This is a genomic window from Amycolatopsis thermoflava N1165 (genome assembly GCF_000473265.1).
GTDB lineage: Bacteria > Actinomycetota > Actinomycetes > Mycobacteriales > Pseudonocardiaceae > Amycolatopsis_E > Amycolatopsis_E thermoflava.
The window spans coordinates 468,991-487,734 of the sequence record NZ_KI421511.1; the positions used below are offsets into that span (position 1 = coordinate 468,991).

Here is an 18,744-nt window from a genome sequence, read left to right on the forward strand (position 1 = left end):
GGCCAGCGGGAAGCCGCTCAGTGCGCCGGTTCCAGGGCGCCCAGCTCGGCGAGCAGCTCGGTCCGCAACGCGGCCACCCGGTGGTCGTCGGCGGCGCGTGGCCGGCCGACGTCCACCACAGCCGAGTGGGTGATCCGGCCCGCCGAGAGCACCAGCACCCGGTCCGCGAGCTTGATCGCCTCGTCGACGTCGTGGGTCACCAGCAGCACCGACGGGCGGTGCCGGGTCCACAGGCCGGCCACCAGATCGTGCATCGCCACCCGGGTGAGCGCGTCGAGCGCGCCGAAGGGCTCGTCGAGGAGCAACAGCTTCGGCTCGCGCACCAGTGCCCGCGCCAGTGACACGCGCTGCGCCTCGCCGCCGGAGAGGGTCAGCGGCCACGCCCGGGCGTGGCCGGCGAGCCCGACCTCGGCGAGTGCGCGTTCCGCCAGCTGTTTCCGGTCCGGCACGTCCAGGCCGAGGACCACGTTGCGCCACACCCGCTGCCACGGCAGCAGCCGCGGCTCCTGGAACGCCGCCGCTACCTCGGCGGGCAGCGTCAGCTCCGCCGATTCCGTGCCGGAGTCGAGACCGGCCAGCACGCGCAGCAGGGTCGACTTCCCGGATCCGCTGCGCCCGAGCAGCGCGACGAACTCGCCCTCGCCGATGGTGAGGTCGAGTCCGTCGAGGACGGTCCGGTCGTCGAACCGACGGGTCAGCCCGGTGATCCGGACGGTCATCGCAGCGTGGTGGCGTCGACGGTGCTGCGCGAGGTGTCCACCAGGCCCGGCGCCAGTCCGCTGGTCTGGTAGAACCGCGCGACCTGCGCGAACTCCGCCTGGATGGTCGCGTCGGCCGGCACGATCCGCGGCGGGCGGACCGCCTTGATCGCCGCGGCCACCGCATCGCTCGCGCCCTTGGCCCGGTACGCCGCGGCCAGGTAGTCCGGGTCGGCCGCTGCCTTGGCCGCCTCCGCCTGCAGCGCCCGGTACACCGCCGCGACCTGCGCGGGGTGGGCGGTCAGGAACGCGCGGGACACGACGTGGATCGTGCGGTTCGCCGCACCGACGTCCTTGGCCAGCGCCACCACTTTCGCGCCCTCGGTCGTCTTCGCCGCGGCCAGGTACTGGTCCCACGTCGCCCACGCGTCGACCTGCCCGCTGCTGAAGGCGGTCGCCGCGTCCTGCGGCGACAGGTAGGTCCGCGTCACGGCGTCCGCCGGGATGCCGGCCGAGGCGAGCGCCTGCAGGAGCAGGTACTCGCCGGTGCCGCCCTTGTTGACCGCGACGGTCTTGCCCACCAGGTCGGCGAGCGTGGCGATGTTCTTGCCGGGCGCGGCGACGATGCCCTGCGTGTCGTTGTCGTTCTCCTCGACCGCGAACGCCACCAGGTCCGGGTTGGTCTCGAGCGCGGTCACCAGCGAGGTGGTGCTGCCCGAGGTCAGGTCGATCTGCCCGGCCGTGAGCGCCTGCGCGGCCGGGGCGAACGCGGCGAACGGCGGCGACCACTGCACGCTGCCACCGGCGGCCTCGACCTCCTTGGCCAGCCCGCCGTCCGCCTGGTTGAGGGTCAGCAGGTTCAGCGTCGCGAGCGGGCCGATCCGCAGCACGCCGGTGTCGGCCGACGAGGTGGTCGTGCCGGTGGGGGCGGGCGAGCAGGCGCTCACCAGGGCGAGCACCGCGGTCGCGGCGAGGATCAGGCGTCGTTTCACTTCTTCCACCCTTCGGTCCAGCTGTTCCAGGTCGCGCGGACGTCGCCGCCGTCCCGCGGGGCGTCCCCGCGGCTCACCGGCAGGTGCGGCAGCACGAGCTCGCCCACGCGGTAGGCCTCCTCCAGCAGCGGCATGCCGGACACGATGAACGTGTCCACCCCGGCGTCCCGATACTCGCCGATGCGCTCGACGACCTGCTCCGGGTTGCCCACGATCGCGGTGCCCGGGCCGTTGCGGACCAGCCCGATGCCCGACCACAGGTTCGGGTACACCTCCAGCTCGCGCAGGTCCTTCGGCTTGCGCCCGCCGTGCAGGGCGCTCATCCGCTGCTGGCCCACCGAGTCGGTGCCGCGCACACCGGCCTGGGTGCGGGCCACGGACTCGTCGTCCATGTGGTCGTACAGGTCCTGCGCGGCGCGCCAGGCCTCTTCCTCGGTCTCGCGAACCACCACGTACAGCCGGACCCCGAACTTCAGGTCCTCCCGGCCGTGCGCGGCGGCGCGCTCGCGCAGCTGGGCGATCTTCTCCTTGGCGGCGACCGGCGTCTCGCCCCACGTGAGGTAGGTGTCGATGTGCTTGGCCGCCACGTCGAGCGCGGCGTCCGACGACCCGCCGAACCACAACGGCGGCGCCGGCTTCTGCACCGGCGGCAGCGTCAGCGACCCGCCGAGGACGTCGACGTAGCGGCCGCGGAAGTCGACGGTCTCCCCGGCCATCAGCTGCTTGAACACGGTCAGCCACTCGTCGGAGTAGTGGTAGCGCTCGTCGTGCCCGAGGTGGACGCCGTACCCCGCGAGCAGCTTGGTGTCCCCGTTGACGATGTTGATCCGCAGCCGCCCGCCGGAGAACTGGTCGAACGTGGCGGCCATCTTGGCCAGCAGCGTCGGCGACACCAGCGGCGGGTGCACCGCGACGAGGAACTGGAACCGGTCGGTGTAGGGGATCAGCGACGAGCCGAGCACCCACGCGTCGTGCGCGCCGGTAGCCAGCAGCGCGCCGGTGAAACCGAGGTGGTCCACCGCGCGCGCGACCTGCTGGAAGTAGGCGTAGTTCAGCGGGCGGGCGCCGTCCTCCCGCCACGGGTAGCGGCCGTCGGGGCCGGTCAGATACCAGAGGACGTCCATGAAGTGGTCTCCTTTCCGAATGCGGGTCCGCGGACGGCGCCCGCGATGTCGACGGGCCGGGGCAGCACTCCGGCCCGGGCGAGCAGGTCGGCGTGCCGCTGTTGCTCGGTCACGAAGTCGTCGCCGGGGCGGGTCAGGCCCCAGCTGCGCCGGGCCAGGACCTCGGTCCAGTCGGCGGAAGCGGTTCCGGTGAGCAGCCGGGCGGCCTCGGCGGGGTCGGCGGCGATGCGGCGGTCGGACGCGTCCAGCGCGGTCAGCACCGCGGCGATCGCGTCCGGCGCCGCGTCCACAACGGACCGCAGCGACCAGATGACAGAGCGGTTCGAGTGGTGCTCGCCGACTCCGGTGACGACGCGGACCGGTGCGTACCGTTCCAGGTCGGCCAGCGCCGGGTCGGTCACGATCCAGGCGTCGATCCCGCCGCGCAGCAGCGCGTCCCGGGCGGTCGCGTCGTTGAGCTCGACGACCGTCACGTCGTGCCAGCCCATTCCCGCCGCGGTGAGCGCGGCGATCAGCAGTTGCGGGTGCCACGACAGCGGCATCACCGCCACGCTGCGCCCGGCGAGATCGGTGACGTCGCGGACCGGTGAGCCGTCGAGCACCACGAGCCCGCCGCGGTCCGGCCGTGGGGGAGTGGCGGCCAGCAGGACGACGTCGAGCCCGGTGGCGAGCGCGTGCAGCGGCGGGGTGGAACCGGTGCCGCCGACGTCCAGCGCCCCGGCCCGGAACAGCGGGATCGTCTGGTTCCCGCTGTTGTAGGGGAAGAACTCGGCGTCCACACCGGATGCCCGCAACTGCTCGGCGGTGTCCGGGCGGCGGCTGAAGACCGCCAGTGAGGTGTTGTTCGGGTGCGCCCCGATGCGGATCGGCATGTCGCCCTCTCAGGTGCCGGTGAAGGTGTTGCGCCAGGTCAGCAGCGAACGTTCGAGCAGCCGCACCAGCCAGTCGGTGACCAGCCCGAGCAGGGCGTACACGGCGATGCACAGCACCACCACGTCGGTGGCGATGAACTGCTGGGCGTTGACGAGAAGGAAACCGATGCCGGCGTCGGAGTTCACGGTCTCGGCGATGATGACCGCGATCCACGAGTTGCCGAGCGCGAACCGCAGTCCGGTGAGGACGGACGGCAGCGCCCCGGGCAGCAGCACCGTGCGGGCGGTGCGCAGGCGCCCGAGCCGGTAGAGCTGCGCGACCTCGACGAGCTTGCGGTCCACGTCCCGGACGCCGGCGAAGGTGTTGAGGTACATCGGCACCGCGGAGGCGACCGCGATCAGCAGCACCTTCGGCGTCTGCCCGAGACCGAACCACAGGATGAACAGCGGCACCAGCGCGGTGAACGGGATCGTGCGCACCATCTGCATCGGACGGTCCACGACGTCCTCGCCGACGCGGGAGAACCCGGCGAGGACGCCGAGGACGAGACCAGCGGTCACGCCCAGCGCGGCGCCGGAGGCGACCCGGCCCAGGCTCACCAGCAGCGCCTCGCCGAGGGTGCCGTCGGCGATCTCGCGCCACGCGGTGAGCAGGATGCGGTCGGGGCCGGGCAGGGTGTTGGGCGAGAGCACGCCGGTGACCGCGCACAGGTACCAGACCAGCACGATCACCACGGTGCTGAGCCACGGCCGAAGGCGCCGCCAGGGTGAGCGGGCGCGCGCGGGCGCGACCGCGGAACGTGTTGCCATGAAAAGGAGTTCCTCGGATCGGGGTGGGGAGGGCGCGGCGACGGGCCCGGAACTAGAGCGCGCTGGCGCAGAAGAGCAGATCGATGTGCCTGCGGCACACCAGGAGCCGGCTGGTCACGAGGCGTCCCCGCGGACGAGGTCGGCGATCGTGACGCCGCCCAGCACGGCTTGCGTGCGCGTGTCGAGAGCGGCCCACACCCGCGCCAGTGCTTCATTGCCGGGCGGGTAGTCCAGCGCCTCCGGCGGCGCGCCGCCGACCGTGGTCAGCGGTCCCATGACCGCCTCCATGACCTCGGCGACGGTCAGCTTGTCGGCCTCGCGCACGAGCCAGTAGCCGCCCTCGGCGCCGCGTTGGCTGCGCACGATCCGGGCGCGGCGCAGGTCGCTGAGGATGTTGACCAGGAACTTCAGCGGGATGTCCTGGGCGTGCGCGACGTCGCGGCACTTGGTGGGTTCGCCGCGCCGGGCCAGCTCCACGGCGGCGCGCACGGCGTAGTCGGCTTTCGCGGGCACGTGCACGGTCACGCCTCCCGGAGCGCGGGCGAGGGCTCCGGCACCGCGTCCGCGATCCGCACCGGCGTCGGGATGACGCCGAGACGCGCGTAGAGGTCGGCGGCGCGCTGCTGTTCGGCCACCACGGCGGGGCTGACCACGCGCTGCCCCCACGGACGGCGGCGCAACGCCGTCTCCCAGTCATCCACGCCGGGGGAGTCCGGCACGTCGGCGGCGAACATCGCCGCCGCTTCGCGCGGGTGTTCCGCTATCCAGGAATCGGTGCGCAGCAAGGCCGACACGACGCTGTCCAGGAGCTCGGGGCGGCGCCGGGCGAACGAGCGGCGGGCCCACCAGGTGGACCGGTTGCTGATGTGCCTGCCCACCTCGGTCAGGACGCGCACGCCGCCGGCCGCCTGCGCCTCCGCCCAGAACGGGTCACCGGCCACCCAGGCTTCCGCCGCGCCGGACCGGAAATCCTCGCGGTTCTCGTGCGCCAGCCCGTCGAGGACGGTGATGTCGCGGTAGCTCAGCCCCGCCTCGTCGAGCGCGAAGGCGAGCAGCTCGGTGTGGTAGCTGCCCTCCATCAGCGCGACCGGCCTGCCCCGCAGGTCGGCCAGCGTCTCGATCGGGGAATCGGCGTGGACGAGCACGGCGCCCTGGGCGGGGCGCGGATCGGACACCGCGACGTAGACGATGTCGACCCCTTCGCTCTGCGCCTGGATCGGCGGCACCGACCCGGTTCCGCCGAAGTCGATCTCCTCGTCGGCGAACAGGTCGATCGTGCAGCGGCCGTCGTCGTACTCGACCCACTCCACGGTCGCGCCGCCCGGCGCGAGCAGTTCCTCGAGCAGGCCCGTGCGGCGCAACACGAACAACGAATGGTTGTTCGGGTGCACGCCGATCACGACGTCCGCTCGTGGGGTCATGGCGCCATCCTGACCTTTGTTGACCAAATTAGTCAACAAACCGGCGCCGGCGCCCACGTGGTGGGACGCCCGAGCCGGAATCACCCGGGACGCGATGCGGTGCCCGCCTCGCCGCCGCCGCTCCAGTCCGCATAGGACTCCCACGCGCCCAGCGTCAGCTTGCTTTCGAAGTGCCGCCGCTCGCCCGTCACGGGGTCGGTGAACTCCAGCGTCTTGGCCAGCAGCTGCAGCGGGCGGCGGAAGTCGTCGAGCGGGGCGTCGACGACGGTGGGGTAGAAGCGGTCGCCCAGGATCGGGATCCCGAGGTGGCTCATGTGCACGCGCAGCTGGTGGGTGCGCCCGGTCGCGGGCACCAGCCGGTAGCGGCCGCGGCCGTCCGCGTGCTCGAGCAGCTCGACGCGGGTCTCGGCGTTGACCGGCCCGGCGACTTCGCGCGCGGTGAGGCTCCCGCGGTCCTTGACGATCCGGCTCCGCACCGTGACGGGAAAGTCCAGGTGGGGGTCGTGCCGCGCGATCGCCTCGTACTCCTTGATGACGCGGCGGTCCCGGAACAGGGTCTGGTAGCGGCCGCGGTACTCGCGCCGCGTGACGAACAGGAGCAGCCCGGCCGTGGCGCGGTCCAGCCGGTGCGCCGGGCTCAGCTCCGGCATCCCGAGGTCGCGCCGCAGCCGGACGAGCGCGGTCTCCAGCACGTGCTGTCCCCGCGGAATCGTGGCCAGGAAATGCGGCTTGTCGGCCACCACGAGGTGCTCGTCGCGGTGCACCACGCCGATCGGGAACGGCACCGGCACCTCGTCGGGCAGGTCGCGGTGGAACCACACGAACGCACCCGGCCGGAACGGGGTGTCGGCGGTGACCGGGCCGTTCTCGCCGGCGATCCGTCCCTCGGCGAGCATCTCGTCGAGCCGTCCCGCGGGCAGGCGGCTGAGGCGCTCGGCGAGGTGGTCGCGAATCGTGGCCCACGGCCCCTCGTCGGGCAGCTTCAGCCGCGCCGGGTCGAGCCCGTGGCGCTGCGGCAGCGGGGCCGGCCTGTGTGACACGGGTGGACCCTACCGGCGCCCCCGGGAGGTTCATCGGCCCTATTGACAAAAACTTCTTTTACATAAAGACTCATTTTTGTCATGAGAGATGTCGTCTACCTCGATCAGATCGAGCAGGCTGAGGCCCTGCTCAAGCCGCAGCGCATCGAAGTGCTGCGGCGACTCGCCGAGCCCCGGTCGTGCACCGAGGTGGCCCTCGAGCTCGACCAGACCCCGCAGCGGGTCTACTACCACGTCAAGCGCCTGCTGGACGCCGGCCTCGCGCGTCAGGTGGCCCAGCGCCGGGTCCGCGGGATCCACGAGGGGATCTACCAGGCGGCAGGCCGGTCCTACTGGCTGTCTCCGGCCCTGGTGGGCCGCATCGGGCTGCGGCAGACCCGCGACCGGCTCAGCCTGGGTTACCTGGTCGACCTGATGGAGGACGTGCAGGCGGACATCGCCGCGCTCGACCTCACCCGCCCGGACCTGCCCTCGATCGGTGTGTCCGGCGACATCCGGGTGCGCCCGGAGCAACGCAAGGCGTTCCTCGACGAGCTGCAGCAGACACTGCAGGACCTGTTCACCCGCTACGGCGGGGCCGAAGGCGACGCGTTCCGCCTGGCCGTCGCCTGCTACCCGAGAGGAGAACCCGATGACCGAACCTGACCTGCTCCTGACCGCGATCGTGCCGACCCCGCCGAAGGAGACCTACCAGGCGCTGACCGATCCGGCCGCGCTGCGTGTCTGGCTCGCCGAGCACGCCGAGGTCGACCTGCCCGGCAGATACGAGTTCTGGGGCCGCTACACGCCAGACGGCGCCGAACCGCACCAGCGCGTGCTGCACGTGGACGAGCGCACCATCCGGTTCGCCTGGACCGTGGACGGGGTGGCGGCCACCGTCCAGTTCGAGCTGGCCGAGGACGAGGACGGCACCCTGGTCACGCTCACCCACAGCGACCTGCCCAGCTTCGAGGAGGTGATCGCGGACCAGGCCGGCGCCCGCGGCGCGCTCCAGACGTTCTGGTCCCTCGCGATCGCCAACCTGGCCGACTACCTGGCCGGCCGCGAGCTGACCCCGATGGTCGACTTCACCTCCAGCGACCTGCGCGCGTCGGTCGTCATCGACGCGGCCCCGGACGAGGTGTTCGACTCGATGATCCAGCCGGAGGTGTTCCGCAAGTGGTTCGGCGCCAACGTGGACATCGAACCCCGGCTGGGCGGCCGCTTCGCGATGGGCGGATTCGACCTGGACCCCGGCGGGGCCAAGTTCGTCGAGTTCGAACCCGGCCGCAAGGCCGCCCTGCTCTTCGCCGACGGCGAGACCACCAGCTGGGAGCTGGACGGCTCCGGCGGCAAGACCCGGCTCACGATGATGCACAGCGGCTTCGACCCGGACAACCCGCCCTACCCCGGCTGGGCAGGCTGGCTCGGCGGCATCGCCGGGCTCCGGCGCTACCACGAACTCCCGGGCCGGCACTCGATCTGGCGCCGGGTCGAGATCGCCGGTGTTCCCGAGGGCATGCTGACAGTCGACCAGTGAGACGTGTGCCCCGGAACCCGTTCCGGGGCACACTCACGCCCGTCGGCTGTCTCAAGGGGACAGTTCCTCGAGCACCTGGCCTTTGGTTTCGACGGCGTGCCGGATGGTGACCACGCCGCCGATCAGTGCGACCACGGCGAAGGCGGCGAAGACGTAGCGGATGCCCAGGCCGGCGACGACGAAGCCGACGAGCAGCGGGCCGGCGGAGGACGCGGCGCGCAGCCACGCGCTGCCGAACCCGGTGCCCACGGCGCGCAAGCGGGTGGGGTAGAGCTCGGCGGAGTAGAGGTAGAGCGAGAAGGCGATGGTCTGCAGGATCGCGTAGGCGATCGGGGCGAGGATCACCACCTGCGTGGCGGTCGTGGCGCCGAGGGCCGTCAGCACCACCAGTGGCACGGTGGCGGCCAGGAAGGCGATGGCGTACCAGCGTTTGCGGCCGACCTTGTCGATGTAGAGCGCGCAGAGGACGGAGGCGACGACGCCGACGGCGGAGGTGATCCAGCCGTAGAGCAGGCTGGTCTGCAGGGGCAGGTCGAACACCTGCCGGTAGAGCGTGGGCAGCCAGGTGACCAAACCGTTGTTGATGACGTAGACGGTTATCCACAGCGCCCACAGCATCAGGGTGCGCTTGAGGTAGATGCCGCGGAACAGGTCGCGCCACCCCGCGCCGGTGGCGGGTGCGGTGACCGGGCGGGGGACCGGGTCGGGCAGCGGTTTGCCTTCCTTGACGGCCTCCCGTTCGAGCATGGTGACGACCTTGTCGGCGCGGTCGAACTTGCCCTTGGCGGCGAGCCAGCGCGGGGATTCGGGCATGAGCACCCGCAGCGGGATCATCAGCGCGGCCGGGACGAGCCCGACGACGAACAGGGCACGCCAGCCGAACTCGGGCACCAGGAAGTAGCCGGCGAGCCCGGCGAAGAGCAGGCCGACCGGGAAGATGACCTCGTAGAGCAGGAAGAACCGGCCGCGTTTGCGGGCGCCGACGAACTCGTTGATGTAGGCGCTGGCCACCGGCACCTCGCCACCGGTGCCGATGCCCTGCAGGAAGCGGAACACCAGCATCGAGGCGCCGCTCCAGGCGAACAGGCACGCGATGTCCATCGACACGAACAGCACGATGGTGATGAGCAGGGTGCGCAGGCGGCCGATGCGTTCGGCGAGCCAGCCGAACAGGATCGCGCCGGCGAACTGGCCGACGTAACCCGCGGAGAGGATCAGGCCCACCCACGCGGGGGTGAGGTGCCATTCGGTGACCAGCTTGGGCATCGCGAAGGCGATGACCAGCACGGTGTAGGCGTCGAAGAAGGTGGCGGTGCCGATGATGACGCGGATCATCAGGAGCCGGCGGGTGACCGGGAGCCGCTCGAGCCGCGCCACCAGCGCGGCGTTGGCCTTGGCGGCCGCGCCGGGGCTGCCGGCAGCGAAAGTCGTCATGGGTTTCGTTTCCTCGCCCTCCGCCGCGGTGCGGAGTCGTGGGGACAACATTGTCGCCGGTCCCGGCGGCCGGGCCGCCGCCGGGACGCGAGTGGAGCTCAGACGAGTTCGGCGCTCTTGAGCGCCTGCAAGATCTCCTCTTCGGCCTCGGGGGAGAGGTCGATCAGCGGGGAGCGGACGCCGGCGTGCTCGAGGATGCCGCGCGCCTTGAGGCCGAGCTTGAGGGCGACGGTGCCTTCCATGTGCGAGCCGCGGTGGTAGACGGCCTTGGTGACCGGCAGCAGCCGGTCGTGCACGGCCCGGGCGGCGGGGTAGTCGCGGGCCTTGCCTGCGGCGATGAGCTCCAGCAGGGGTTCGGGGGCGAGCCCGCCGTAGCCGACGAGCAGGCCGTCGACGTCGAACATGGTGTGCAGCAGGTACTCGTCGTGGCAGGACAGGATCTGCAGGTCCGGGTGCTCGCGGCGGAGCACCGGGATCTCGGTGTCCCAGCGGCGCATGTTGCGCACGCCGTTCTTGGTGGCGAACACGCCGTCCTGCGCGGCGATCTCGAGCTGGGTGTCCAGGTCGTAGGTGGCCTTGGTGTTGTCCGGGTACTGGAACAGGATGCAGGGCAGCCCGGACTCCTCGTAGATCGCCCGGTAGCGGTCCTGCGGCGCGCCTGCCTGGTAGCCGAAGCGCAGCCAGCCGTGTGAGGGGTAGATCAGCCCGGCCTTGGCGCCGGCGGCGACCGCGCGCTTGGCCTCGGCGACCGCGACCGCGGTGCCCTCGCCGGTGATGCCGGCGATGACCGGGATGTCCACGGCTTCGACCAGGTTGGCGATGGTGGCGACCTGCTCCTCCTGGGTGAGGAAGGTGCCCTCGCCCGCGTGGCCGAGGATCACCAGGCTCTGCACGCCGTCGTGCTCGGCCAGCCAGGTGCCGAGCTTCGCCATCGCGGCGTGGTCCACCTGGCCGTCCGGCGTGAACGGGGTGACCGGCGCCGGGTTGAGGCCGCGGAGGTCCAGTGTCATCTCGAAGTTCTCCTTCTCGTCGGCGAGTTCTGGGAACGGTTGCGGGAACGTTCCCATAGAATGCGCCACGTGCCTCCCGCCGTCAACAGCGAGTCCGGAAAGTCGTCGCCGACCAGTAGCCTGACCCCCGTGGTGACCATCCTCGACGTTGCCCGGGCCGCCGGGGTCAGCAAGTCCACCGTGTCCCGTGTCCTGGACGAGCGGCTGCCGCACTCCACCAGTCCCACCGCCGAACGGGTGCGGCGGGTCGCGGCCGAGCTCGGCTACGTGCGCGACCCGCTGGCCTCGGGGCTGCGCCGGTCGGGCACCAACACGGTGGGCGTGATCGTGCCCCGGCTCACCGACACCGTGATGGCGATGCTTTACGAGGAGATCGCCGCGGCCGCGGGCGCCCGGGGGATGTTCGCCATCGTCGCCACCACCGAGGACAAGCCCGACACCGAACGGCTCGCGGTGCAGACCCTGGTGCGCCGTCGCGTCGACGGGCTGATCCTCACCACGGCCCGGCTGGGCACGCCCACCGCGCGGGACGTGCCACACGCGCTGGCCCTGCGCACCGACGGCATCGGCCCGGCCGCCGTCGGCGACGACCGCCTCGGGGCGCACCTGGCCGTCCGTCACCTGCTCGACCTCGGCCACCGGCGCATCGGCCTGGTCGGCGGTCCCGGTTACGCCTCCAGCGCCCGGGAACGGCTCGCGGGCTACCGCGAAGCCCTCGACCAGGCCGGGATCGGCTTCGACGACCGGCTGGTCGCCGGGGACGCGTTTTCCATCGAATCCGGGGAGATCGCCGGGCGCGACCTGCTGGACCGGCCCGACCGGCCCACCGCGATCTTCGCCGTCAACGACAACACCGCCATCGGCGTGATGGCCGCCGCCCACGCGCTCGGACTGCGCGTGCCCGAGGACCTGTCGATCGTGGGCTACAACGACATCCCCATCGTCAGCCGCCTGCCCGTGCCGCTGACCACCGTGCGCGTCCCGTTCGGACAGATCGCGGCCGGCGCGCTGGAACTGCTGACCGAAGCCTCCCGTGGCGAGCAGCCCCGCACGCTCGTCGCCACACCCACCCTCATCCCACGGCGCTCCACCGGACCCGCGCGCACGTCGACAACAAGCTAGCGGAGCAGGTAGTGCAGTGCCCGTTCAGCGCGGTCCGGGTCCGGGGGCTCGCCGGTGATGGCGTCGGTGTAGACGAACGATTCGCCGACGCGGACACACAGGTAAGCCAGGTCGTGCAGGTCGATGCCCGTCACGGACAGAGCGCCCGCCTCGCGCTCCTTGTTCAGCAGCGTCTCGACCAGTGCGACGAGCCGGGGCTGGAACGTGTGCCCGCCGCGGGTGAGGACGCGTAGCGCCGTCTCGGTTTCGGTGGTGAGGAAGTGCCGCATGCCGGCATGCGCGAGCGTTTGCCGGACGAACGCCGACATGGTGTTCGCGATGCGCGTGCCCCCGGTCCCCTCCGCCGAGGCGTACGCGCCGAGCATCGTCCGTTCGCCGAGCCGCCACACCACCTCGGCGAGGATCGCGTCCCGGTCGCCCAGCCAACGGTAGACGGTCACCCGGTTGACGCCGAGCGCCTTGGCGAGGTCGTTGACCTCCACCCGCTGCCGCGCGTTGAACGTCCGCACTGCCAGGTGCAGGGCGCTCTCGCGATCGGGTCGGCCCACCGGTGCCGTCACGGGCAGCGGGCGGTGACGTAGCAGGCGAGCGCGGGTTCGGACGGCACCCGGTGCGCGGCGACGGTCAGTTGCGCCGTGACCTGCGCGGTCAGCGTCGCGAAGGTGAGCGGGCCGGTCACCGGGTGCGCTCCGGGCATCAGCAGGCGGCCGCAGACCGACCGCTCGATCCGAGCGGGGTCCGCCGGGCCCGGGTGGGTCAGCGCGTCGATCGCCAGCGCGGACGTGACGGGGTCCAGGGTGCCGATGAGCAGGTGTTCGGGGACGGCCAGCGGGCAGACCTCCTGGACGGCGACGTTGGTGATGTTCCCGCCGCCCCCGTGCAGGGAGGAGGTGCCGTTGTCGTCCAGGTTGGGCTGCACGAACTCGTCCGTGCGCGAATAGATCTCGGTGTAGCTGATGCCGGGAAAGGTCTCCTGGCCGGAGTTGAGCGCCTTCACGAACTCCGAGTTCGCTCGCTGCTGCCACAGCGCCGGAGCGCAGTCGGGGACGCACAACGCGGGGACGACCACCGAACCGTGGTTGGTGCCCGCCATCCCGATCACGTCGTCGACCATGTGCCGCGTGTCGGGCCAGAACCGCAGCGACCAGCGCATGATCATCCCACCCTGGCTGTGTCCCATCACGGCAATGGGGCGCCCGGCGAGCTTGTACATCTCCCGGATGGCGTAGGTGACGTACTGGGCCCGAACCTGCAGGTCGCCCATGTTGTAGCGATCCACCGGCGAATCCGACGTGCAGTACGGGATACCGAGCTGCCGGAACAGCCGCTCGTAGGTGAAGCCGAAGTTCTGTTCGCTGTCGACGGTCGTGGCAGGCGTGAGCAGGACCGGTTCGCGCGTGGCGTTGCGGACGTCGGCGGTGCAGTTGAGGCTGTCCGCCAGGCGGGGCGCGGTCAACGCCGGTCCTGGCCGGTCCACCGGCGCGTAGGCGTCGGCGCCGGCAACGCCACTCCAGCCGGTGACGGCGAGGAGGATAGCGGCGGCGACGGCGAGCAGGCGGTGCCGAATCGGGCTGCGCATGGGAATTCCTTCCGGCCGGTGCCGCCTCGTCGCGACGCCGGATGCAACTAAAACACGAAACGTTGCATCCAGCAAGACGGCGGGATCGGCGCCGGGGGAGGGGCACCGGGAACCCATCGGGGTGCTCGTGCGTTGGCAGTACCTACGGGACCGTAGGTTACGGATTCGTAGGTTCCTGCCCCTGGCTCCCGAAGGACGTGCGCATGACGCTTTCCGACACCACCCGCCTGATGTACGACCTCGAGGGGACGGTCGAAGAGAACCTCAACCGCCACCTCGCCGCGGCCCAGGACTGGATGCCGCACGAGTTCGTGCCCTGGAGCGAGGGCCGGAACTTCGCGGATCTGGGTGGCGAGGCGTGGGACCCGGAGCAGTCGCGCGTGTCACCGGTGGCGCGGACGGCCCTGGAGGTCAACCTGCTGACCGAGGACAACTTGCCCAGCTACCACCGGGAAATCGAGCGCGCGTTCGGCCGGGACGGGGCGTGGGGGACCTGGGTGCACCGCTGGACCGCGGAGGAGGGCAGGCACGGCATCTGCATCCGCGACTACCTGCTGGTGACCCGCGCCGTCGACCCGGTGGAGCTGGAGCGGATGCGCATGGAAACCATGCAGGCCGGCTACGACAGCGGGGACAAGCCGTTGCTGCGGGTGTGCGCTTACGTGTCGTTCCAGGAACTCGCGACGCGGCTCTCGCACCGCAACACCGGCCGCTACACCCAGGACCCGCTGGCGGAGAAACTGCTGGCCAGGGTTTCCACGGACGAGAACCTGCACATGGTGTTCTACCGCAACCTGGTGAAGGCGGCCCTGGAGATCACGCCGGACGCGATGATGCGCGCGATCACCGACGAGGTGCTCGACTTCGCGATGCCCGGCGCGGTGATCCCGAGCTTCGCGCGCAAGGCCGCGCTGATCGCCAAGGCCGGGATCTACGACCTGCGCATCCACCACGACGACGTGGTGATGCCGCTGCTGCGGTACTGGAAGGTCTTCGAGCTGGAAGGCCTGGGTCAGGTCGGCGAGACCGCCCGCGACGAGCTCGCCGCATTCCTCAAGGGACTCGACGCGCAGGCGTCCCGCTTCGAGGACCGCCGCGCAGCCGCCCTCGCCCGCGACGCCGCACGCGAGCGCCCGCTCGCCTGACTCCCGGCTCGACGTCCGCCGCCTGGGATCGGCCGTGACCGCGAAGTCCGGCACCTTGTGGATTGGGGGTGCGCCCAACCGCGGTGACAGGGGGACAAGATGGGCCACCTTCACCGCTCGCCGGGGGGTCGGCACCGGGCAGAATCGCGGGCATGAGCGCCATGAAGAGCAGCGAGCTGGCGGAGTTCCTGCGGACCTGCCGGTCCCGGGTCAGCCCCGAGGAGCTGGGCCTGGACGGCTCGGCGCGGCGGCGGGTGCCCGGGTTGCGGCGTGAGGAGCTGGCGCAGCTGGCCGGGGTGAGCGTGGACTACTACACGCGCCTGGAGCAGGGCCGCAGCCGCAGCGCTTCGGCCGAGGTGCTGGACGCCCTGGCGGCCGCGCTGCGGCTGAACGACGCCGAGCGCCAGCACCTGATGGACCTGGGCCGCCCGGAGCGCGCGGTGCGCAAGCGGCGCGCCCGGCCGCAGCGGGTGGACCCGGCCACGCTGCGGCTGGTGGAGATGCTGGACGAGGTGCACTCGCCGGCGTTCGTGCTCGGGCGGCGGCTCGACGTGCTGGCCCACAACCGGCTCGCGGGGCTTCTGATCACCGAGTTCCGGGCGCTGCCCGCGGCCGACCGCAACCAGGCGCGGTTCGTGTTCTTCGACCCGCACGCCCGCGAGCTGTACCAGGACTGGGAGGCCGTCGCCGCGGACACGGTCGCCATGCTGCGCCTGGACGCCGGCCGCTACCCGGACGACCCCCAGCTGTCGGCGTTGATCGGTGAGCTGTCCATCCACTCCGAACATTTCCGGAAGTGGTGGTCCGACCACAAGGTGCACCGGCGCACCACCGGTTCCAAGGGCTACCACCACCCGCTCGTCGGCGACCTGACCGTGCAGTACCAGGCGCTCCACCCCGCGGGCGACCCGGACCAGATCCTGTTCGTCTACACGACCGAACCCGGCTCCGCGTCGGAAACCTCGATGCGCCTGCTGGCCAACTGGCACACCAGCGAGCGCGAGCTGCCGGTGCGCTGACCCCCGTTTCCGTTGGGTGGCCCGGTTTTTCCCCCGATGAACCGGGCTGGGCAACAGCCCCTGCGGTGCCCCGGATCTTGATTGGCTGGACGCATGAACCGCGACACCATCGTCCTCACCGGCGCCACCAGCGGCATCGGCCGGGCCGCCGCCCACCTCTCCGCCTGCTGGAGGCCAAGCGGCACGAGCTGGCCGGCCTCATCGCGTCGGGCTCACCCCCTGAGCTCACAGAGTGTCCGGCACCTCGCGCACCGCGCCCTTGTCCGCTGACAGGGCCATCGCGGCGTAGGCTCGTAGCGCTGTGGACACCGTGCGCTCCCGATTCCGGGGCCGGAACGTCGCGCGGGCCCGGCGTTCGGCGAGCACCTCCTCGGGCACGTCCAGATGCAACGTCCGGTTGGGGATGTCGATGACGATCCGGTCGCCGTCCTCGACCAGGGCTATCGTGCCGCCCGCGGCGGCCTCCGGCGAGACGTGCCCGATCGACAGGCCCGAGGTGCCGCCCGAGAACCGGCCGTCCGTGACCATCGCGCAGTCCTTGCCGAGGCCGCGCCCCTTCAGGTACGCCGTCGGGTACAGCATCTCCTGCATCCCGGGGCCGCCACGCGGGCCCTCGTACCGCACCACCACGACGTCGCCAGGCTGCACACGCCCGGCCAGGATCGCCTCGGCGGCCTCCTCCTGCGACTCGGTCACCACGGCCCGCCCGGCGAAGGTCAGGATCGCGGAGTCCACGCCCGCCGTCTTGACCACGCAGCCGTCCTCGGCGAGGTTCCCGCGCAGCACCGCCAGCCCGCCGTCCGCCGAATAGGCGTGGGCGACGTCGCGGATGCAGCCGCCCGCGGCGTCCAGATCCAGGTCGTGCCAGCGTTCCGACTGCGAGAACGCCTCGGCCGAGCGACGGCAGCCCGGCGCGGCGTGGAACAGCTCCACCGCCTCCGGGGAGGGCGAGCCGCCACGGACGTCCCAGGTCTTGAGCCACTCGGCGAGCGAGCCGGCGTGCACGCTGCGCACGTCCTCGTGCAGGTGCCCGGCGCGGTGCAGCTCGCCGAGGATCGCCGGGATACCGCCGGCCCGGTGCACGTCCTCCATCAGGTAGCTGCCGTTGGGAGCCACCTTGCACAGGCAGGGCACCTCGCGGGACCGGCGCTCGATGTCGTGCAGTGTGCAGTCCAGCCCGGCCTCGTGCGCGGCGGCCAGCAGGTGCAGGACGGTGTTGGTCGATCCGCCCATCGCCAGGTCCAGCGCCATCGCGTTGTCGAAGGCCGCGTGTGAGGCGATCGCCCGCGGCAGCACGCCTTCGTCGCCGGAGTCGTAGTAGCGGTGCGCCAACTCCACCACCGTGCGCCCGGCCTGCTCGTAGAGGGCGCGGCGCGCAGTGTGCGTCGCAAGCACCGAGCCGTTGCCCGGCAAGGCCAGCCCCAGAGCCTCGGTGAGGCAGTTCATCGAGTTCGCGGTGAACATCCCCGAGCAGGAGCCGCAGGTCGGGCACGCGGCCTCTTCGATGCGGGCGATGTCGGCGTCCGACACCGAGCCGGCGACCGCGTCGGACATCGCGGAGACCAGGTGCAGGCGGGTGCGCACCGTGCCGTCGACGAGCACCGCGGTGCCGCCCTCCATCGGGCCGCCGGAGACGAACACCGTCGGGATGTTCAGGCGCAGCGCGGCCATCAGCATGCCGGGGGTGATCTTGTCGCAGTTGGAGATGCACACCAGCGCGTCGGCGCGGTGGGCCTGCACCATGTACTCGACCGAGTCGGCGATCAGGTCGCGCGAAGGCAGCGAGTACAGCATCCCCTCGTGGCCCATGGCGATGCCGTCGTCGACGGCGATCGTGTTGAACTCGCGCGGGATGCCGCCGGCCTCGCGGATCGCCTCGGACACGATCCGGCCGACCGGCTGGAGGTGGACGTGGCCGGGCACGAACTCGGTGAAGCTGTTGGCGACGGCCACGATCGGCTTGCCGAAGTCCTCCCGGGCCACCCCGGCGGCGCGCAGCAGCGCGCGGGCGCCGGCCATGTTGCGTCCGTGTGTGACAGTGCGTGATCGCAGTTCGGGCATGCGCTCACGATGCCCGCGCCGCGCGGCGAAGCGAAGACGGTGCGAACACTAGTAGTGGCACCACTAGTGTTGCGGGGTGACCATGCGTGCGCTCGGTGAGTTCCTGCGCGACCGGCGGACCCGGCTCGTGCGGGCCGACCTCGACCTGCCCCCGGTCGGCCGCAACCGGACCACCGGGCTGCGCCGCGAGGAGGTCGCCTACCTCTCCGGGGTCAGCGTCACCTGGTACACCTGGCTCGAACAGGGCCGCGACATCAACCCCTCGCGTGAGGTCCTCGACGCCATCGCCCGCACGCTGCGGCTGACCGGCGCCGAGCACGCCTACGTGCTCTCGCTGGCCGGCTACTCGCCGCCGCCGCCGCTCGTCGCGCCGGAGCCCGAGGCCGCGCCGGAACACGTGCAGCGCCTGCTCGACGCGCTCGCACAGTCGCCCGCCTACGCGGTGGCCCCGGACTGGCAGATCACCGGCTGGAACGCCGCCTACGCGGCGCTCTACCCGAACGTCGCGACCGTGCCGGCGCCGGACCGCAACCTGTTGTGGCTGGTGTTCACCGACCCGTACGTGCGGCAGCTGCTGCCGGACTGGGAGGTCACCAGCCGCCGGTTCCTCGCCGAGTTCCGGGCCGAAGCCGGGCCCCGGCTGGGGGAGTTCGGTTACCTGATCGACCGGCTGCGGGCGGCCAGCGACCACTTCCGGGCGGGCTGGGAGAGCCTCGGCGTCGAGCGGTTCGCCTCCCGCGAGCGCCTGTTCCGGCACCCGGTGGCAGGCGAGCTGCTGCTGGAACACCACCAGCTCACGCCCCAGGACCACCCCGGCCTGCACCTGGTGGTCTACACGCCGGTGCGGGAGGCCGACGCCGCGGCGTTGCGGCGGCTGCTCGGCGCGCCGTCCGAATAG

General features: G+C 71.8%; 19 protein-coding genes. 6 read left to right on the top strand and 13 right to left on the bottom strand.

Features of this window, described 5'->3' with window-relative positions; all coding sequences use genetic code 11:
• Positions 1-17: 17 nt before the first annotated feature.
• The 8 genes from AMYTH_RS0102335 to AMYTH_RS0102370 all read right to left on the bottom strand — a co-directional run bounded on the left by AMYTH_RS0102335 (position 18) and on the right by AMYTH_RS0102370 (position 6,957).
• Positions 18-719, bottom strand: coding sequence for an ABC transporter ATP-binding protein (locus AMYTH_RS0102335; protein WP_027928958.1), 702 nt, complete (start codon positions 717-719; stop codon positions 18-20).
• The gene (locus AMYTH_RS43440; RefSeq protein WP_051362465.1) at positions 716-1,690 is read right to left on the bottom strand and encodes an NrtA/SsuA/CpmA family ABC transporter substrate-binding protein; all 975 of its coding nucleotides are present in this window, start codon (positions 1,688-1,690) and stop codon (positions 716-718) included. Before AMYTH_RS43440 ends, AMYTH_RS0102335 begins: the two co-directional genes overlap by 4 nt.
• Positions 1,687-2,814, bottom strand: coding sequence for an LLM class flavin-dependent oxidoreductase (locus AMYTH_RS43445; RefSeq protein WP_051362466.1), 1,128 nt, complete (start codon positions 2,812-2,814; stop codon positions 1,687-1,689). Before AMYTH_RS43445 ends, AMYTH_RS43440 begins: the two co-directional genes overlap by 4 nt.
• The gene (locus tag AMYTH_RS43450; protein WP_051362467.1) at positions 2,793-3,686 is read right to left on the bottom strand and encodes an ABC transporter substrate-binding protein; all 894 of its coding nucleotides are present in this window, start codon (positions 3,684-3,686) and stop codon (positions 2,793-2,795) included. The genes AMYTH_RS43445 and AMYTH_RS43450 overlap by 22 nt, the downstream gene beginning before the upstream one ends.
• 9 nt (positions 3,687-3,695) lie before the next feature.
• Positions 3,696-4,496, bottom strand: coding sequence for an ABC transporter permease (locus AMYTH_RS0102355; RefSeq protein WP_209440728.1), 801 nt, complete (start codon positions 4,494-4,496; stop codon positions 3,696-3,698).
• 114 nt (positions 4,497-4,610) lie between these two features.
• Positions 4,611-5,021, bottom strand: a complete 411-nt coding sequence (locus AMYTH_RS0102360; protein WP_051362468.1) for an RrF2 family transcriptional regulator — start codon at positions 5,019-5,021, stop codon at positions 4,611-4,613.
• The gene (locus AMYTH_RS0102365; protein ID WP_027928961.1) at positions 5,018-5,917 is read right to left on the bottom strand and encodes an ABC transporter substrate-binding protein; all 900 of its coding nucleotides are present in this window, start codon (positions 5,915-5,917) and stop codon (positions 5,018-5,020) included. Before AMYTH_RS0102365 ends, AMYTH_RS0102360 begins: the two co-directional genes overlap by 4 nt.
• An 80-nt stretch (positions 5,918-5,997) precedes the next feature.
• Positions 5,998-6,957 carry an RluA family pseudouridine synthase gene (locus tag AMYTH_RS0102370; RefSeq protein ID WP_027928962.1) on the bottom strand — a complete coding sequence of 320 codons (960 nt, stop codon included), beginning with the start codon at positions 6,955-6,957 and terminating at the stop codon, positions 5,998-6,000.
• A gap of 81 nt (positions 6,958-7,038) precedes the next feature.
• Between AMYTH_RS0102370 and AMYTH_RS0102375 the strand changes: the two genes are divergently transcribed.
• Both AMYTH_RS0102375 and AMYTH_RS0102380 read left to right on the top strand, forming a co-directional pair.
• Positions 7,039-7,602, top strand: a complete 564-nt coding sequence (locus AMYTH_RS0102375; RefSeq protein ID WP_027928963.1) for a winged helix-turn-helix domain-containing protein — start codon at positions 7,039-7,041, stop codon at positions 7,600-7,602.
• Complete coding sequence (locus AMYTH_RS0102380; protein ID WP_027928964.1) at positions 7,589-8,476, top strand: SRPBCC family protein; 888 nt, start codon at positions 7,589-7,591, stop codon at positions 8,474-8,476. The genes AMYTH_RS0102375 and AMYTH_RS0102380 overlap by 14 nt, the downstream gene beginning before the upstream one ends.
• 51 nt (positions 8,477-8,527) lie before the next feature.
• Here the strand turns inward: AMYTH_RS0102380 and AMYTH_RS0102385 are convergent, their stop codons facing one another.
• Together AMYTH_RS0102385 and AMYTH_RS0102390 are read right to left on the bottom strand one after the other, a co-directional pair.
• Positions 8,528-9,910, bottom strand: a complete 1,383-nt coding sequence (locus AMYTH_RS0102385; protein ID WP_027928965.1) for an MFS transporter — start codon at positions 9,908-9,910, stop codon at positions 8,528-8,530.
• 98 nt (positions 9,911-10,008) lie between these two features.
• Complete coding sequence (locus AMYTH_RS0102390; protein ID WP_027928966.1) at positions 10,009-10,920, bottom strand: dihydrodipicolinate synthase family protein; 912 nt, start codon at positions 10,918-10,920, stop codon at positions 10,009-10,011.
• 129 nt (positions 10,921-11,049) lie between these two features.
• Here AMYTH_RS0102390 and AMYTH_RS0102395 point away from each other — a divergent pair, with 129 nt between their 5' ends.
• Positions 11,050-12,042 (top strand): LacI family DNA-binding transcriptional regulator, encoded by a 993-nt coding sequence (locus AMYTH_RS0102395; protein WP_037322161.1) that lies wholly within the window; start codon positions 11,050-11,052, stop codon positions 12,040-12,042.
• On the opposite strand, the gene AMYTH_RS0102400 is transcribed toward AMYTH_RS0102395, so the two are convergent.
• Together AMYTH_RS0102400 and AMYTH_RS0102405 are read right to left on the bottom strand one after the other, a co-directional pair.
• Positions 12,039-12,590, bottom strand: a complete 552-nt coding sequence (locus AMYTH_RS0102400) for a QsdR family transcriptional regulator (protein WP_148085746.1) — start codon at positions 12,588-12,590, stop codon at positions 12,039-12,041. The genes AMYTH_RS0102395 and AMYTH_RS0102400 overlap by 4 nt on opposite strands.
• An 8-nt stretch (positions 12,591-12,598) precedes the next feature.
• Positions 12,599-13,621 (bottom strand): lipase family alpha/beta hydrolase, encoded by a 1,023-nt coding sequence (locus AMYTH_RS0102405; RefSeq protein WP_027928969.1) that lies wholly within the window; start codon positions 13,619-13,621, stop codon positions 12,599-12,601.
• Between the two features lie 203 nt (positions 13,622-13,824).
• On the opposite strand from AMYTH_RS0102405, the gene AMYTH_RS0102410 reads away from it, so the two are divergent.
• Both AMYTH_RS0102410 and AMYTH_RS0102415 read left to right on the top strand, forming a co-directional pair.
• A complete protein-coding gene (locus AMYTH_RS0102410; RefSeq protein WP_027928970.1) occupies positions 13,825-14,766 on the top strand; it encodes an acyl-ACP desaturase in 942 nt (313 codons plus the stop codon).
• 161 nt (positions 14,767-14,927) lie between these two features.
• Entirely contained in the window at positions 14,928-15,785 is an 858-nt protein-coding gene (locus AMYTH_RS0102415; RefSeq protein WP_209440828.1) for a helix-turn-helix domain-containing protein, read from the top strand.
• A gap of 225 nt (positions 15,786-16,010) precedes the next feature.
• On the opposite strand, the gene ilvD is transcribed toward AMYTH_RS0102415, so the two are convergent.
• Positions 16,011-17,846, bottom strand: coding sequence for a dihydroxy-acid dehydratase (ilvD, locus tag AMYTH_RS0102420; RefSeq protein ID WP_037322164.1), 1,836 nt, complete (start codon positions 17,844-17,846; stop codon positions 16,011-16,013).
• An 82-nt stretch (positions 17,847-17,928) separates the two neighbouring features.
• On the opposite strand from ilvD, the gene AMYTH_RS0102425 reads away from it, so the two are divergent.
• Positions 17,929-18,744, top strand: a complete 816-nt coding sequence (locus tag AMYTH_RS0102425; RefSeq protein WP_037323193.1) for a helix-turn-helix transcriptional regulator — start codon at positions 17,929-17,931, stop codon at positions 18,742-18,744.